Here is a 13,550-nt window from a genome sequence, read left to right as displayed (position 1 = left end):
GGCGCCCGGCACTTCCCGGGCGCTCCACGCCTGACTCCCAAGCCCCTTCTACCCAAGGTTGTTCGATGGACGCCAACAGCTTCGCCTTCCGCCTCAAGGAATTGCTCGAACACAACAAGCTGACCCTGCAGGCAGTCGCCAGTGTGCTGGGTATTTCCCGCACCGCCGTGCACAAGTGGACGCGCGGCGGCGAGATCGACTACGCCAACTTGCGCCGCCTGGCCGACCTGCTGCGGGTCAACTGGATCTGGCTGCGTTATGGCGAAGAGGCGCAGCGCGATGCCGGTAGCGCCGAGCCGGTAGCCCTGCCGATGACCGATGTGCGGCGCAAATACACCGCCGAGATCATGGAAAGTGAGGCGCGCATGCAGCAGGCGCTGGAAAACGCCCGCATCGTCACCTGGGAGTGGAACCTGCTCACCGATGAGGTCAACTACTCGAGCAACGTCGAGCAGGTCTACGGCTGGGTGATCAAGCGCAACGAAGAGTTTTGGGCGTTGCTCGAGGCTGAGGATGCCAAGTCCCTGCAGGGCGTTTACGCGCAGGCCTTCGAGGACGGTCTGCCGTTCGAGAGCGACTTCCGCCTGCGCACCCCCGAGGGGGGCGTGCGTTGGATCGCCTCGCGGGCGACACCGATCCGCGATGCGGCAGGACGGGTAGTGAAGATGCTCGGTATCAGCATGGACAACACGGCCCGCAGGCTCGCCGAGGAAGGCCTGCGGGCCAATGAGGAACTGCTAACCGCCCTCGGGGCCGGTACCTGGCGCTATGACCGGGAAAGCCGTCGGCTCAGTTGTGATGCGGCCACCCGCAAGCTGCTTGGCACGCGCGGCAATGCCCGTCTGGATGACCTGCCGGCGTTGCTCGCCTGCCTGCGGGGCGAGGACCGGCAGGTCGTGCAGGAGACCCTCGAGCAGGCACCGGCCGGGGTTTTCCGTTTGAGCTGCCTGGCTGGTGGGGCCTCACTGCAACTGGCCGGCAAGGTCGCCGCCGATGGCCGTCAGGTGTTTGGTTCCGTGCTGCAAGGCTAGGCGCAGGGCGCGATCAGATACCGGTCTTGATCCGGTTCCAGATACGCGTCTGCAACCGCATCATCTTCTGCGGCTGGGGCTTGAGTACCACCAGTTTGCCCATGGCTTCAGGGGGCGGATGGATGATCGGGTCCTGGGCTGCCGCCGGGTCCATGAAGGCCCTGGAGGCCGGCACCGCGTTCGGGTAGCGCACGTAATCGGTGATCCGTGCCATGACCTTGGGCGCCAGCACGTAGTTGATGAAGGCCTCGGCATTTTCCGGGTGCCTGGCATCGGCCGGAATCGCCATCAGGTCGAAGGCGACCTTGCCACCTTCCTTGGGCAGCAGGTAAGAGATCCTGATGCCATTGCCGGCCTCGTTCGCCCGCTCGCTGGCCTGGCCGGCATCGCCGGAGTAGGCCAGTGCCACGCAGATATCGCCGTTGGCCAGGTCCGCGGTGTATTTCACCGAGTTGAAGTAGGCGATGTGCGGGCGCACTTTCATCAACTGCGCTTCGGCCTTGCGGTAGTCCGCTTCGCTGGCGGCGTTGGGGTCGATGCCCAGGTAGAGCAGCGCGGTGTTCAGCACCTCGTCGGCCGAGTCGAGAAAGGCGACGCCGCATTGGGCCAGTTTCTCCATGTTCTGCGGCTCGAAGAGCAGGGCCCAGGAATCCGGCGGCGTATCGCCGAGCGCGGCCTTGACCTTGTCGACGTTGTAGACGATGCCGGTGGAGGCCCATAGGTAGGGCACGCCATGGAGGTTGCCGGGGTCGTTGGTTTCCAACTGCCTCATCAGGCCCGGGTCGAGCTCCTTCAGGTTGGGGATGCGGCGCTTGTCGAGCTTGCGGAACACGCCCGCCTGAATTTGGTGACCAAGGAAGTTGTTCGACGGCACCACCAGGTCGTAGCCGGTGTTGCCGGACAGCAGCTTGCCTTCGAGGGTCTCGTTGGAGTCGTAGACGTCGTAGATCGGGCGTATGCCGGTGTCCCGCTCGAAGCTTTTCAGCACCTCGGGGTCGATGTAATTGGCCCAGTTGTAGATGTTGACCACCTGCTCCTCGGCGTTGGCCCGCACGCTGCTCAGGGCGATTACCGCGCTACAGGCCAGCGTCAACAGGACGGCTTTGCTCGACTGCATGGAAACTCCCGAATCTATTTATTGTGCTTGGGGATGCGCGGTGGCCGGCCTGGGTGCTTAGGCATCATTCGCGATTGGCTATGGCGCGTGGGCACTATCGATACTAGCTGGCCCGTGGTTACGCGTTGCCAAGCGCCTTGGCGGCCGCATAGCCACTCCTTAGCGCGCCTTCCATGTAGCCAAAATAGTCGCCGGCGGTATGTTCGCCACAGAACACCAGCTTGTCGATGGGGCTGCCCAAGGCCTGCATCTCATACCGTGACAGGCCGACCGGCTCATAGCAGTAGACGCCGCGTGCCCAGGGGTCGTCGTGCCAGGTGGAAAGCAGCACGCTGCGCGTATCGAGCTTGAGGTCCGGGCGCAGGCGCTGCACCGCGGCCACCCAGGTGGCAGGCCCTTGATCCACGCCGAGCCGATCCAGCGCGGCCATGCTCCCGGCGAAACTGACGCAGTAGGGCAGGGCGGCGGCCTGCGCGCCCGTCCCCGTGCCGGTCCAGAAGCGCTCCGCCACGCTCACCACGGCGCTCGGCGGCGCGGGTTGGCTCAGCGCGATAAACAGCTTGGCGGCCTGGCCGTATTGCAGGCGCGGGATCAGGCTGCGCTGGGCGGCGGGTAATCCAGGGTTGAAGGCGATCTGTGCCAGCACGCTGGCCGGTACGGACACCACGACGGCATCGGCCTGCCAACTGCGCGTGGGCGTCGCCACGCTGTAGCCGGCAGCCGTGCGCTCGATCCGCTGTACGGCGCAGTTCAGCTGCAGCTTGTGCAGCGTCGCCGCCAATGCCTTGGCCAGCCCATCGTTGCCCCCGACCAGGGTGTAGCTGGGGTAGCTGGCGAAGTCGCTGGCATCCTGCCCCAGGGTGCGGGCGTCGAGCTGGTCGGCCGTTGCGCCATTGGTAACTTCCAGGCGGGCGGTAATGGCTTCCCGCGCGCCCTCGTGCATCGGCACTCCGGCCAGGAACCGCTGTACGGAGAGCCCTGGCGCTGGGCGGGCGGATTTCAGCGCGGCGTCCAGTGCGGCCACGCCGGCCTGGTAGTCGCCTTGGCTCACGCCCAGGCCGCCGCGGGGTTGCCGGTTGCCGAAATCCAGGCCTTTATCCGCCAGCGGCAAGCCGAACCTTTTGCACAAGCCGAGCAGCACCCGATGCTCGGCCAGCACGAACTCTGCGCCGCGCTCGACTATGGCGCCGGCGAAGGGTTGCGACCAGACCCGGCCTCCCACCCGCTGGCGGGCTTCCAGGACCTGCACCTCGGCGCCTCGGCGCTGCAACTCGTCCGCCGCCGCCAAGCCGGCAAAACCGGCACCTACCACTATCACGCGCATGCTCGTCCTCACCTTTAGCCGCTGTTTGCCGCGGCCGATCCCGCTGTCGACTCAGCTGGGCGAGGCGATTACATAGGCCTTGCGCACGTTGCCCAGGTTCTCCCACAGCCCGCTGAAACCCGCCGGAATGGTGAAGTGGCTGCCGGGGCCGAAGGTCTTGGAGTGGCCCTGCTGATCGGTGAGGCGAACGCTGCCCTGGAGGATATGGCAGTACTCCTCATGTTCCGCGACGAACTTCTCGATGCAGGTTTCCGCCTCCCAGATGCCGGCGGCAAAGGCATCGCCCGGCGTGCTGTAGTGCGTCCAGGTGGTGGCCCGGTAGGGCGCGGAGAGCAGGGCGGGGTGATCCACCACTTCCGCCATGGGTTGGGCCGGGCTGGCGGCGAAGTCGATGATGCAGTCGATGCTTTGATTCACGTGTGGCTCCTGATGCTCAGCTGAGGACGATGATGCGTTCGCGGCGGAAGGCGATGGCCTCCTCCGACTCTTCCAGCTCGCGGGCGGCCTGGTGGCCGTGGTACACCGCGCTGGCGATGATGCCCGGCGCATGGCAGTCGCCGATCGCGCGCAGGGTCTTGATCCCGGCATCGTGCAGGGCCGCGGGGTTGGCTTGCAGGTCCAGCAGCAGCTGTTCGTTGGGGCTGCGCTCGGTGACCAGCACCACGGCGTCGGTGGCCAGGCGGCTGAGTTTGTCGGTGTAACTGCAGGCCAGCAGCGCGCCTTCGCCGTCGAGCGAATGCAGGCGCTGGTTGGTCAGCAGGGTCACGCCCAACTCCAGCAGGCGCGCCTGGATGCGGCCCTGCTCCATGGTGTTCTGCGCCCAGGGCGAGACCACCGGGAAGGGCGTCACCAGGGTGACCCGGCAACCTTTCTGCGCCAGCAGTTCGGCGAGCACACCGCCCATGTAGAAGGTCTCGTCGTCGAAGATCAGCACCTCGCCGCTGGGCAGTTTGCCGCCCATCAGGTCGTCCGGGGTATAGAGCGGACGCTGCTCCAGGCCGGGGATGGCGCGGTGGTGGGTGCGGCCGATGCCGTCGTTGCGCCAGGTCGAGCCGGTGGCCAGCAGCACATGGGCGAAGCCGAAGCCGAGCACATCCTCGGCGCTCAGGCGGCTGTCGCGGTAGATGTCGACCTTGGTCGATTTCTGCAACTGCAGGATGCGGTAGTCGGCCACCCGCCGCCATTCGGCCAGGCCGGGCAGCGCGCCTTCGAGCATGACCCGGCCGCCGAGGGTGTCGCCGGCCTCGGCCAGGGCCACGCTGTAGCCGCGCTCGCCGAGGGCGCGGGCCGCTTCCAGCCCGGCCGGGCCGGCGCCGACCACCAGCACCGAGTCGTCCGAGCGTTTCGGGTTCATCCGCTCCGGGTGCCAGCCGCGGCGCCATTCCTCGCCCATGGTCGGGTTCTGGGTGCAGCGCAGCGGCACTATGTTGTAGTCGGCCGAGACGCAGATATTGCAGCCGATGCACTCGCGGATGTCGTCGAGGCGGTCCTCGCGGATCTTGTTCGGCAGGAAGGGGTCGGCGATCGACGGCCGCGCGGCGCCGACCAGGTCCATCACCCCGGATTTGATCAGGCGCACCATGGTGTCCGGCGAGGTGTAGCGGCCGACGCCGACCACCGGCTTGCTGGTGACCCGTTTGACGAAGTTGATGTAGGGCTCCTGGAAGCCCTCCTGGGTGAAGCGCGAGGTGCCCGAGTCGTTCTCCCAGGAACTGATGTTGACGTCCCACAGGTCGGGAATCTCGGCGAGCATCTCCACCACCTCGCGGCCTTCTTCCTCGCAGCGCAGGCCGTCGGGGCCCATCAGCTCGTCGACGGCGAAGCGCAGGGCCACGGCGCAGCGGTCGCCGACCGCCTCCTTGGTGTCTTCCAGCACTTCGCGCAGCAGGCGCACGCGGTTGGTAAGCGACCCGCCGTACTGGTCGGTGCGCTGGTTGTAACGCGGCAGGAGGAACTGCTGGAGGATCGACAGGTTGTGCGCGGCGTACACATAGACGATGTCGAAGTCGGCGCGCTTGGCGCGCAGGGCGGCGTCGCGGTGCCACTTGCGCAGGTCGCGGATATCGCTGAGCGACATGCCACGGGCCTGGATCGGCTCGTCGAGGACGATGGAGCGGTGCGAAGGGGCCAGCGGCGCCATGCGCGAATCCTGGTTGCCGAAGGCCAGGCCGAGGTGGGCCAGCTCGATGCCGGCGAGGGCGCCGTGGGCATGCACCGCCTTGGTCATGGCCGTCACCGCGGGGATGTCGCCGTCGTCCCAGAGCTTGCCCTCGGCGTAGGGGCTCTGGTCCGAAGTCGGGTGGATGTCGGTGACCTCGGTGCAGATCGAACCCCAGCCGCCTTCGGCCTTGATCCCGCGCATGGCCGCCAGCATGTTCGGTCGCAGGTGGCCCATGCCATTGCAGTGCGGCACCTGGAAGAAACGGTTGGGCGCCGTCACCGGGCCGATCTTGACTGGCTCGAAGAGGATGGAATAGCGCGGATCGGTAGGCATGTGAGGCTTCCTCGGCTGCGGTGCGCCTGCAGGCAGGCACCCTATTGTTATGGGCAGCGCTTTTGCTGTTATGAAAAATATAAAAACATTTTCATGAAAAAGTATATAAAATTTTCATATCGATTCGGGGTGGCCGCTAGGCGGGGTTGTCCGGAGTCTGCTTTCGTTGTATTGAACGATTGTTCAGTAAATTTTGCAATTCTTCAAGTTTCCCTTGCTGGCTTAGAATGGGGGTCTCTGACCGATGTGGAACAACCTTATGACTGACTCTGGCCTCGGCCTGCGCATCCGCGATCTGCGCAAGCGGCGCGGCGTGCGCCTGCAACAGGTGGCGGACCGCATCGGTCGCTCGGTGGGCTTCGTCTCGCAGATCGAGCGCGGCCTGTCGAACCCCAGCATCGAGGACGTCTCGGCGATCGCCGAGCTGCTCGGGGTGGACTACCGCTTCTTCTTCACGCCCACCGCGGAGCCGGCCCACAGCTTGGTGGTACACCCCAGCGAGCGGCGCTCGCTGAGCTACCGCGGCGGTATCAGCGACCAACTGCTGTCGCCGCTGATGTCCGGCAAGTTCCACATGCTGCTGACCGAACTGGAGCCGGGCGCGCGCTCCAGCGATGAGGCCAGCAGCCACGAGGGCGAGCAGGGCGGCTACGTGCTGGAAGGCCAGTTGCGCCTGTGGGTGGACGACGAATGCCTGGAGCTGCGCAGCGGCGACAGCTTCCAGTTTCTCTCCTCGCGGCCACACCACTACCTCAACCCTGGCGACACGCCGACGCGCATTCTCTGGGTGTTTTCCTGAGCCTGTCGGGCTTTTTGCGCTACCGCTGCACCCCTTGATACGCCCTTCAGGCCAGCGCTGCTGCGGGCTGTGCACGCTGGTCGCAAGTCGCAATTGGCTAATTGATTGAACGTTTATTTAGTAGTAGGGTGATGAAAGACCCAATTTGCCGCGGCTGAATGCTCGGGCGCAGGGGGTCGTCGAGGTGTTCTGGTGGTTCTGCCGGCCAGGCACTGTGGCTCACTAGATGCAAGTGCGAGGACAACAACAATGAACGATCGCCGACTCAACCACTGGCTCGCCGGCGCGCTGCTGTCGACCTGCGCCGCTACGGCGCTGGCCGCCAACGAACTGAACATCGTCAACTGGTCCGGCTACGTTTCGCCGGAGGCTCTGGAAAGCTTTGAGGCCAGCAGTGGAGTCAAGGTCAAGTACGACGTGTTGGACAGCGACGAGACCCTGCAGGCCAAGCTGCTCGGTGGTAACACCGGCTACGACGTGGTTTATCCCTCTTCGACCTTTATGGCCAAGCAGATCGAGGCCGGGGTTTACGAGAAGCTCGACTGGTCGAAGATTCCCAACCGCACCAACCTCGACCCTGTGTTGATGGAAAAGCTGGCCCAGCAGGACCCGCAGAACCAGTACGGGGTGCCCTATGTGTGGGGTACCGACGGCCTGATTGTGAATATGACCAAGGTCCGCGAGGTGCTCGGCGCGGATGCCAAGATCGAGGGTTGGGACCTGATTCTCGACCCGGTCAACGCGCAGAAACTGAGCCGGTGCGGCATCTCGCTGATGGACTCGGCCAGCGACGTGTTCCCCATCGTCCTCGCCCATCTGGGGCGCGACCCCAACAGCACCGACGTGGCCGACTACCTGGCCGCCTATGCGGAACTGAAGAAGGTGCGCCCCTACATCACCCAGTTCAGCACCTCCTACCTCAACGACGTGGTCAGCGGCGACATCTGCATCGCCGCCGGCTGGTCCGGCGATGCCACGGTGATCCAGCAACGCATGGCCGAAGCCAAGCTGCCGGACGAGATCGTCTACCTGACGCCCAAGGGGGCGACCGGTGTGTGGTTCACCCTGATGGGTATCCCCAAGGACGCGCCGAACAAGGACAACGCCTACAAGTGGATCAACCACCTGCTGAGCAAGGAAATTGCCGCCAGCACCACCAACCACATCACCTACACCACCGCTGTGCTGATTGCCAAACCCTTAGTGAGCCCGGAGTTGCAGGCCAGCAACACGGTGTTCCCCAAGGACGAGGACATCGCCTCGGCCTTTATCTTCCTGCCCATCGCCCCCAAGGTGCAGAAGGTGATGAACAAGTACTGGCTGCGCTTCAAGTCTGACAGCTGAAGCGAGTAGCCGGCCGCGCTTGTCGAGCGCGGCCGCGCTATCATGTGCGCCGACTGGCGGCCGACAGGAAGGTGCCGCCAGCCACGTCTTCGCCCCCGAATGGATATGCCTGGCGGCCATGCCCCAGGCGCAGCAGTGAATTGAACTCTATGACCAGCATGGAACCCACCCGAGCCAAGCCTAAGCGGACCACCGAGCCACGTGTGCGCGAGGTGGTCGAAATACGGCGCAAATCGCTGATCCAGGCGACCATGCGCTCGATCGCCAAATATGGCTATGCCGGCAGCACCATCGACAAGATCTGCGGTGAGGCCCAGGTGTCGCGCGGGCTGATCAACCATCACTTCCAGAGCAAGGACGAGCTGATCCGCCAGGCCTACAAGGAACTCTGCGAGGAATGGAGCTTTCAGACCAAGGGTATGCTGCTCGGCGCCGAGCGCGACCCGGAGGACAAGCTGCGCTCGATCATCCGCGCCTCCTTCGGCCCGGCCCTGTTCAAGCATGACTACATCGGCGTCTGGGTCGGCTTCGGCAGCGTGATCGCCAAGTCGCCGACCCTCAAGCGCCTCAACCGCGAGCTCTTCGCCGAAGACATCGCGACTTACCAGAAGATCTTCGAGGCCATCGCGCAGAAGCGCGGCAAGACCATCAACAGCCGCCTCGCGACCCTGTCGTTGCTGGCGATGATCGATGGCTTCTGGAATCAGTGGTACCTCGACCCCTCGGCCTTCACCGGCGAAGAGGCCGCCCAGGCCTGCTCCGATTTCGTCGAGCGGCTCTACGCCTAGCCGCTTCCCCTCTCCAACTGGGAGGGGGCGCTCAAGCCCCCTCCTCTACTACGCGCGTGCTTGGCGGCGGCTGCCCAGCAGTGACAGCACCGCGGCCGTCAGTACCAACCCCGCGCCTAGCCACAGATTCCAGCTCGGCCAGGCATCCCAGATCAGATAACCGAGCAGCAGCGACCAGAGCAGCGACGAGAATGAGATCGGGCTGGCCAGCGGTAGCGGCAGGCGGCGGATGGCCATGATGTACAGCAGGTTAGCTGTCGCACCGAGCACACCGAGCAGCAGCAACAGCAGCCAGTCCGACACCCGCAACGGTTGCCAGACCCAAGGCAGCAGCAGGGCGCAGACCAGCAGCATCAGTAGGTTATTGCTGGCCATCAGCTGCGCATCACTGTGGCTGGCCACGTTGCGCCGGTAGAGCACCGCGGTCAGCGCCCAGAACAGCGGCGTCAGTAGTCCCGGCAGCAGTACTTGCAGGGCCGGCAGGCTGGCCAGTGGCGGCCCGGCGAGCAACACCCCGACGAGGCCCAGGGCGCAACTGAACCAGGCCAGCGGCGCCACCCGTTCGCCGAGCATGGGACCGGCCAGCAGGGTGCTGATCAGCGGGGTCAGGTAATACAGGCTGTACAGCTGGGTCAGGTCGAGGCCGCTGGCGGCGCTGTAGAAGCAGGCCCAGCCGGCCAGGTTGCACAGGTTCATCGGCAGCAGCCGCCATTGCACCCCGGCATCGCCCAGGCGGGCGAGGGTGGCGCGGCGTCCCAGCGCCAGGCCGTAGGTCAGGCCGAACAGGCTGCGCATGGCGAGTATCTGCCACACGCTGATGTTTGCCACCAGCCACTTGGCCGCGGCATCGCCACAGGCGTAGACGAAATAGGCCAGCAGCAGTAGCAGGATGCCCTGGCGTTGTTCGAGGGAGATCGAATGCATGGAGGGCCTGCGGTCTGGGGAGGAGGCCGTGCATGGCCTATGCCTGGCGCGGTCTGCTCCCTCTCCCTCTCCCGTTTACGGGAGAGGGAGAGGGAGAGGGGCTCTGTCGGCACCGAGCGCAAAGCCGTGGAGGCGGCTGCTCAGTCCTGCACCAGGCGCACCAACGCATCCACCGCCACCGCGCCTTGCTCCAGGGCCAGCAGCGGGTTGACGTCCAGTTCCAGCAGGCGCTCGGCGTTGCGCTGGGCGTAGCGGGCGATGGCTTCGATGGCGTCCACCAGGGCCGGGATATCGGCCTTGGCCTTGCCGCGGTAGCCGTCCAGCAGGGCGAAGCAGCGCAGTTCGCGCAGCGCCTGTTCGATCTCGCCGCGCGAGGCCGGCAGCAGCAGGGTGCGCGCGTCGGCCAGCAGCTCCACCAGGATGCCGCCGGCACCCAGGGTCAGGGCCAGGCCGAACTGCGGGTCGCGGGTGACCCCGACCAGCAGCTCGGCGACCACGCCGGCGGCCATCTTCTCCACCAGGAACTGCGCGAAGTTCGCCGCCAGCTCGCTGAATGCGCCGGCCAGCTGCTGCGCATCGCGCAGGTTGAGCTTGACCGCGCCCAGCTCGGTCTTGTGCGCCAGCTCGCTGGACACCGCCTTGAGCACCACCGGGTAGCCGATCAGCTCGGCGGCCTGCAGCGCTGCCTCAAGCGTGACCACCAGATGCCCGGCGGGAATCGCCAGACCGCAGGCGGCCAACTGCCGCTTGGCGCTGTACTCGTCGAGCATGCCGGCCTCGCCCTGGCGCAGGGCCGTCGGCGCCGGCAGCGGATCGACCGCGGCCAGCTGGGCGCGGCGCTGGCCGATAGCGGCGGCGGCCGCGATCGCCCGCAGCGTTTCGCGCATGCCTTGCATCGGCGCGATGCCGGCGGCCAGCAGGCGCTGGGCGGCGGGGCGGTTCATCAGTTCGGCCATGCTGCTGACGAAGACCGCCGGCTTGGGCTGTAGCCGATGGGCCTGGATAAAGCCGCTGACCGACTCGTCCCAGCCCTCGATGCTTTCCTGCTGGCTGTCGGGGAAGTCCATCACCAGCAGGTTGAGGTCGGTGTCGGCCTGGGCCATGGCGGCGAAGCAGTCGGTCAGCGCCGGCACGTTGCCCCAGATATAGGTCTGGTAGTCCAGCGGGTTGTGCAGCGGCACCAGCGGCCCGAGTACCGCGCCGAGGCGTTCGCGGGTGACGGCGTCCAGCGCCGGGTAGTCCACCCCACAGCTCTGCCCGAGGTCGGCCAGCAGCGAGGCGTCGCCGCCCGAGCAGGCCAGGGCGCCGACCCGGCGACTGTGCAATGGCCCGCAGACATGCAAGAGCTTGAGGGTTTCCAGGAAACCCGCCAGGTCCTCCACGCGGGCCACGCCGAAGCGCTGGAACAGCGCGTCGTAGAGCGCGTCGGCGCCGGCCAGGGAGCTGGTGTGGCTGGCGGTGAGCTGGGCGCCGATGCTCGACGAGCCGGCTTTCAGGGCGATGATCGGCACGCCGCGCTGCAACGCCTTGTGCGCCGCGCGCGAGAACGCGGCGACGTCGCCGAGGCCCTCGATATGCAGGCCGATGGCGGTGACGCGCGGGTCTTCCAGCAGGGCCTCGATGCAGTGGTGGAAATCGGTCACCGCCTTGTTGCCCAGGGCCATGATGTAGGCGATCGGCAGGTGGTGCTGCTGCAGCGACAGGTTGAGCGCCAGGTTGCCGCTCTGGGTGATGATCGCCACGCCGCGCTCGACGCGCTGGCCGCCCTGGTGGTCGGGCCACAGGGCGCAGCCGTCCAGGTAGTTGAGCAGGCCGTAGCAGTTGGGGCCGAGCAGGGCCAGGTCGCCGGCGGCGGCCAGCAGCTCCTGCTGCAGGGCCACGCCGTCGCCACCGACTTCGGCGAAGCCGGAGGCGTAGCACACCGCGCCGCCGGCACCGCGCGCGGCCAGGCCGGCCACCAGCGGGAGGGTTTCTGCGCGCGGCACGGCGAGGAAGGCGGCGTCCGGCACGCCGGGCAGGGCGGCCACGTCGGCGTAGCAGGGCAGGCCCTCGATCTCCTCGCGGCGCGGGTTGATCGGCCAGATCTGGCCCTGGAAGCCGATCTTGCGGCACTGGCGGATCACTTCGGCGGCCACGCTGCCGCCGGCCACGGCGATGCTCTTGGGGTGCAGCAGGCGTTCCAGGTTACGGGTGTGTTGGGACATCGGAGACTCCGGGAAAAGGCGGTGCCGCTAGCGCAGGCGGGCGATGGTGGTTTTCAGTTCGCTGTACTTCTCCAGCGCGTGCAGCGAGTTGTCGCGGCCGTTGCCGGACTGCTTGTAGCCGCCGAAGGGGAAGTTCATGTCAGCCAGCTCGTCGTAGCAGTTGATCCATACGGTGCCGGCGCGCAGCTGGCGCGACAGCTCATGGGCGCGGGCGAAGTCGGCGCTCCACACCGCGGCGGCCAGGCCGAACTCGCTGGTGTTGGCCAGGCTCACGGCCTCGTCCGGCTCGTCGAAGGGGATGATCGACAGCACCGGGCCGAAGATTTCCTCGCGGGCGATGCGCGGGCGCTGGTCGGCGCAGGCGAACAGGGTCGGCTCCAGGTAGAAGCCGCCGCTGCTCGCGCGGGCCACCTGGCCGCCGCCGAGCAGCTCGGCTTCGTCGCGGCCGCTGTCGACGAACTGCAGCACCCGTTGCAGTTGGCCCTGGTCGATCAGCGCGCCCATGCGCGTGGCCGGGTCCAGCGGGTCGCCGGGTTGGTAGTCGGCCAGCTCGGCGCGGATCAGCGCGCTCAGCTCGGCCTGGATGCCGCGCTGCACCAGCAGGCGCGAGCCGGCGCTGCACACCTCGCCCATGTTGCTGTAGATGGCGGCGGCGGCGGCCTTGGCCGCACGCGGCAGGTCCGGGCAGTCGGCGAGGACGATGTTCGGCGACTTGCCGCCCAGTTCCAGCCACACCCGCTTGAGGTTGGAGTCGGCGGCGGCATGCAGGATGCGCCGGCCGGTCGGCCCCGAGCCGGTGAAGGCCAGGCAGTCCACGTCCGGGTGTTCGGCCAGACGCTGACCGACGTCGCCAAAGCCCGGCAGCACCTGGAACACCCCGGCCGGCAGGCCGGCCTGGCGACCCAGTTCGGCGACGCGGATGGCAGTCAGCGGCGACTTCTCCGAGGGCTTGAGGATCAGGCTGTTGCCGGCGGCCAGGGCCGGGGCGAACTTCCACGCGGCCATCAGCAGCGGGTAGTTCCACGGCACTATGGCCGCCACCACACCGATCGGCTCGCGGCTGACCATGCCGAGGAAGTCGCGCTCGCTGGGGATCAGCTCGTCGTGCAGCTTGTCGATGGCCTCGGCGAACCATTGCAGGCAATAGACCACGGCCGGGATATCGCCCTCGCAGGTGTCCGTGATCGGCTTGCCGGCATCCAGGGTTTCCAGCAGCGCCAGCTCGTCGTTGTGCGCCTCGATCAGCGCGGCCCAGCGCAGCAGCACGGCCTTGCGCTCGCGCGCGGTGGCCTGCGCCCAGGCGCCGCTGTTGAAGCTTCTGCGCGCGCTGCCCACGGCGCGCTCGACCTCTTCGGCCGAGCAGCGCGTCACCTGTTGCAGCAGACGGTTGTCCAGCGGGCTGTGGCAGGCGAACAGTGCAGCGTCCGCCGCCTGGCAGTATTCGCCGGCGATAAAGGCGCGGCCTTCGATATTCAGGGTCGCCGCGCGGGCGGCCCAGGTGTCGCGGGTGTCGGTCATGGGGAGT

Annotated in this window: 11 protein-coding genes; 4 read left to right on the top strand and 7 right to left on the bottom strand. The window is 66.8% G+C overall.

The genetic code is table 11. The annotated features are described in order from the left end of the window. Nucleotides 1–65: 65 nt before the first annotated feature. On the top strand, nt 66–1,031 hold the full coding sequence (locus FFS13_RS09865) for a helix-turn-helix transcriptional regulator (RefSeq protein WP_218568609.1): 966 nt from the start codon (nt 66–68) through the stop codon (nt 1,029–1,031). A 13-nt stretch (nt 1,032–1,044) separates the two neighbouring features. On the opposite strand, the gene FFS13_RS09860 is transcribed toward FFS13_RS09865, so the two are convergent. From FFS13_RS09860 to FFS13_RS09845, 4 genes are all read right to left on the bottom strand, one after another. Beyond that, a complete protein-coding gene (locus FFS13_RS09860) occupies nt 1,045–2,148 on the bottom strand; it encodes a polyamine ABC transporter substrate-binding protein (RefSeq protein ID WP_137818931.1) in 1,104 nt (367 codons plus the stop codon). A 118-nt stretch (nt 2,149–2,266) separates the two neighbouring features. Next, nucleotides 2,267–3,472, bottom strand: a complete 1,206-nt coding sequence (locus tag FFS13_RS09855) for an NAD(P)/FAD-dependent oxidoreductase (protein ID WP_137818930.1) — start codon at nt 3,470–3,472, stop codon at nt 2,267–2,269. Nucleotides 3,473–3,523: 51 nt separating this feature from the next. After that, nucleotides 3,524–3,889, bottom strand: coding sequence for a cupin domain-containing protein (locus tag FFS13_RS09850; RefSeq protein WP_171006463.1), 366 nt, complete (start codon nt 3,887–3,889; stop codon nt 3,524–3,526). 16 nt (nt 3,890–3,905) lie between these two features. Continuing rightward, complete coding sequence (locus tag FFS13_RS09845) at nt 3,906–5,966, bottom strand: FAD-dependent oxidoreductase (RefSeq protein WP_137818928.1); 2,061 nt, start codon at nt 5,964–5,966, stop codon at nt 3,906–3,908. A 259-nt stretch (nt 5,967–6,225) separates the two neighbouring features. On the opposite strand from FFS13_RS09845, the gene FFS13_RS09840 reads away from it, so the two are divergent. From FFS13_RS09840 to FFS13_RS09830, 3 genes are all read left to right on the top strand, one after another. Then, a complete protein-coding gene (locus FFS13_RS09840; RefSeq protein WP_137818927.1) occupies nt 6,226–6,765 on the top strand; it encodes a helix-turn-helix domain-containing protein in 540 nt (179 codons plus the stop codon). 249 nt (nt 6,766–7,014) lie between these two features. Continuing rightward, nucleotides 7,015–8,109 (top strand): extracellular solute-binding protein, encoded by a 1,095-nt coding sequence (locus FFS13_RS09835; protein ID WP_137818926.1) that lies wholly within the window; start codon nt 7,015–7,017, stop codon nt 8,107–8,109. 158 nt (nt 8,110–8,267) lie between these two features. Beyond that, nucleotides 8,268–8,897 (top strand): TetR family transcriptional regulator C-terminal domain-containing protein, encoded by a 630-nt coding sequence (locus tag FFS13_RS09830; RefSeq protein ID WP_171006462.1) that lies wholly within the window; start codon nt 8,268–8,270, stop codon nt 8,895–8,897. 48 nt (nt 8,898–8,945) lie between these two features. Here FFS13_RS09830 and FFS13_RS09825 read toward each other — a convergent pair whose 3' ends face one another. The 3 genes from FFS13_RS09825 to FFS13_RS09815 form a co-directional block, all read right to left on the bottom strand. Beyond that, nucleotides 8,946–9,821 (bottom strand): DMT family transporter, encoded by an 876-nt coding sequence (locus tag FFS13_RS09825; RefSeq protein WP_137818924.1) that lies wholly within the window; start codon nt 9,819–9,821, stop codon nt 8,946–8,948. Between the two features lie 140 nt (nt 9,822–9,961). Then, on the bottom strand, nt 9,962–12,025 hold the full coding sequence (locus FFS13_RS09820) for an acetate--CoA ligase family protein (RefSeq protein WP_137818923.1): 2,064 nt from the start codon (nt 12,023–12,025) through the stop codon (nt 9,962–9,964). 27 nt (nt 12,026–12,052) lie between these two features. Continuing rightward, nucleotides 12,053–13,543: an aldehyde dehydrogenase gene (locus tag FFS13_RS09815; RefSeq protein WP_137818922.1), complete on the bottom strand. Its 1,491-nt coding sequence runs from the start codon at nt 13,541–13,543 to the stop codon at nt 12,053–12,055. Nucleotides 13,544–13,550: the final 7 nt, after the last annotated feature.

This window comes from Pseudomonas sp. 2FG, assembly GCF_005502935.1.
GTDB lineage: Bacteria > Pseudomonadota > Gammaproteobacteria > Pseudomonadales > Pseudomonadaceae > Aquipseudomonas.
This window is presented reverse-complemented; position numbering and strand designations above follow the sequence as displayed.

Coding starts and splice junctions, on each gene's coding strand:
- FFS13_RS09865 (WP_218568609.1), top strand. CDS start 66: ATGGACGCCAACAGCTTCGCCTTCCGCCTCAAGGAATTGCTCGAACAC.
- FFS13_RS09815 (WP_137818922.1), bottom strand. CDS start 13,543: ATGACCGACACCCGCGACACCTGGGCCGCCCGCGCGGCGACCCTGAAT.
- FFS13_RS09825 (WP_137818924.1), bottom strand. CDS start 9,821: ATGCATTCGATCTCCCTCGAACAACGCCAGGGCATCCTGCTACTGCTG.
- FFS13_RS09840 (WP_137818927.1), top strand. CDS start 6,226: ATGACTGACTCTGGCCTCGGCCTGCGCATCCGCGATCTGCGCAAGCGG.
- FFS13_RS09845 (WP_137818928.1), bottom strand. CDS start 5,966: ATGCCTACCGATCCGCGCTATTCCATCCTCTTCGAGCCAGTCAAGATC.
- FFS13_RS09860 (WP_137818931.1), bottom strand. CDS start 2,148: ATGCAGTCGAGCAAAGCCGTCCTGTTGACGCTGGCCTGTAGCGCGGTA.
- FFS13_RS09820 (WP_137818923.1), bottom strand. CDS start 12,025: ATGTCCCAACACACCCGTAACCTGGAACGCCTGCTGCACCCCAAGAGC.
- FFS13_RS09835 (WP_137818926.1), top strand. CDS start 7,015: ATGAACGATCGCCGACTCAACCACTGGCTCGCCGGCGCGCTGCTGTCG.
- FFS13_RS09855 (WP_137818930.1), bottom strand. CDS start 3,472: ATGCGCGTGATAGTGGTAGGTGCCGGTTTTGCCGGCTTGGCGGCGGCG.
- FFS13_RS09830 (WP_171006462.1), top strand. CDS start 8,268: ATGGAACCCACCCGAGCCAAGCCTAAGCGGACCACCGAGCCACGTGTG.